2 rRNA genes are annotated in these 1,601 nt (G+C 49.7%); both read right to left on the bottom strand.

From position 1 onward, the window contains the following. Nucleotides 1-8: 8 nt before the first annotated feature. A 5S ribosomal RNA gene (rrf, locus tag C6Y40_RS10275) occupies nt 9-124 on the bottom strand. A 318-nt stretch (nt 125-442) separates the two neighbouring features. Beyond that, nucleotides 443-1,601: ribosomal RNA gene (locus C6Y40_RS10270) — 23S ribosomal RNA — on the bottom strand; the annotation flags it as partial.

Below are 1,601 nucleotides of genomic sequence, written 5' to 3'. Positions count from 1 at the left end.
AATTAGGAGCCTGGCGGTGTTCTACTCTCACATGGGGAGACCCCACACTACCATCGACGCTAACGTGTTTCACTTCTGAGTTCGGAATGGATTCAGGTGGGACCACGTCGCTATTGCCGCCAGGCAAAGTCGTGCAAAATCGAGTGCTTTTCTCGACTTTTGCGCAAGGAGGACAAACAGTACTCTCAGGTGCCTGTTCATCAGCCTTATTTAAACTTTTAATTGTTTTAACAATTCTGGAAATACTGATATGTATTCAATCTATCGAGTAACTACTACTCTCTTTGACTAATTTAGACAGTCTACTCAAACAACACTCTAAATGCTTATAAACGTTACACTTTAGCGAGCTAATAAAATCTCAGCAAAATCGCATTTTGCGGTTAAAGATTTTATCGCGACAGCGCTTTAGCGCGTTTATATAAAGCTACTTAGGCGTTGTATGGTTAAGCCTCTCGGGCAATTAGTACAGGTTAGCTTAACGCCTTGCAACGCTTCCACACCCTGCCTATCAACGTCATAGTCTATAACAACCCTTCCAGCACTTACGTGCAGGGATGACTCATCTTGGGGCTCGCTTCCCGCTTAGATGCTTTCAGCGGTTATCGATTCCGAACTTGGCTACCGGGCAATGCCTTTGGCAAAACAACCCGAACACCAGCGGTTCGTCCACTCCGGTCCTCTCGTACTAGGAGCAGCTCCCCTCAATCATCCAACGCCCACACCAGATAGGGACCGAACTGTCTCACGACGTTCTAAACCCAGCTCGCGTACCACTTTAAATGGCGAACAGCCATACCCTTGGGACCGACTTCAGCCCCAGGATGTGATGAGCCGACATCGAGGTGCCAAACACCGCCGTCGATATGAACTCTTGGGCGGTATCAGCCTGTTATCCCCGGAGTACCTTTTATCCGTTGAGCGATGGCCCTTCCATACAGAACCACCGGATCACTATGACCTACTTTCGTACCTGCTCGACGTGTCTGTCTCGCAGTTAAGCTAGCTTATGCCATTGCACTAACCTCACGATGTCCGACCGTGATTAGCTAACCTTCGTGCTCCTCCGTTACTATTTGGGAGGAGACCGCCCCAGTCAAACTACCCACCAGACACTGTCCGCAATCCCGATAAGGGACCTACGTTAGAACATCAAACATACCAGGGTGGTATTTCAAGGACGGCTCCACAGAAACTAGCGTCTCTGCTTCGAAGCCTCCCACCTATCCTACACAAGTAGGTTCAATGTTCAGTGCCAAGCTGTAGTAAAGGTTCACGGGGTCTTTCCGTCTAGGTGCGGGTACACAGCATCTTCACTGCGATTTCAATTTCACTGAGTCTCGGGTAGAGACAGCGTGGCCATGGTTACACCATTCGTGCAGGTCGGAACTTACCCGACAAGGAATTTCGCTACCTTAGGACCGTTATAGTTACGGCCGCCGTTTACCGGGGCTTCGATCAAGAGCTTCGCTTACGCTAACCCCATCAATTAACCTTCCGGCACCGGGCAGGTGTCACACCCTATACGTCCTCTTTCGAGTTTGCAGAGTGCTGTGTTTTTAATAAACAGTCCCAGCCACCTGGTCACTGCGACCCCCGAC

Origin of the sequence: Marisediminitalea alba (assembly GCF_002993365.1) — a bacterium.
Classification (GTDB): Bacteria; Pseudomonadota; Gammaproteobacteria; order Enterobacterales; family Alteromonadaceae; genus Alteromonas; species Alteromonas alba.
This window is presented reverse-complemented; position numbering and strand designations above follow the sequence as displayed.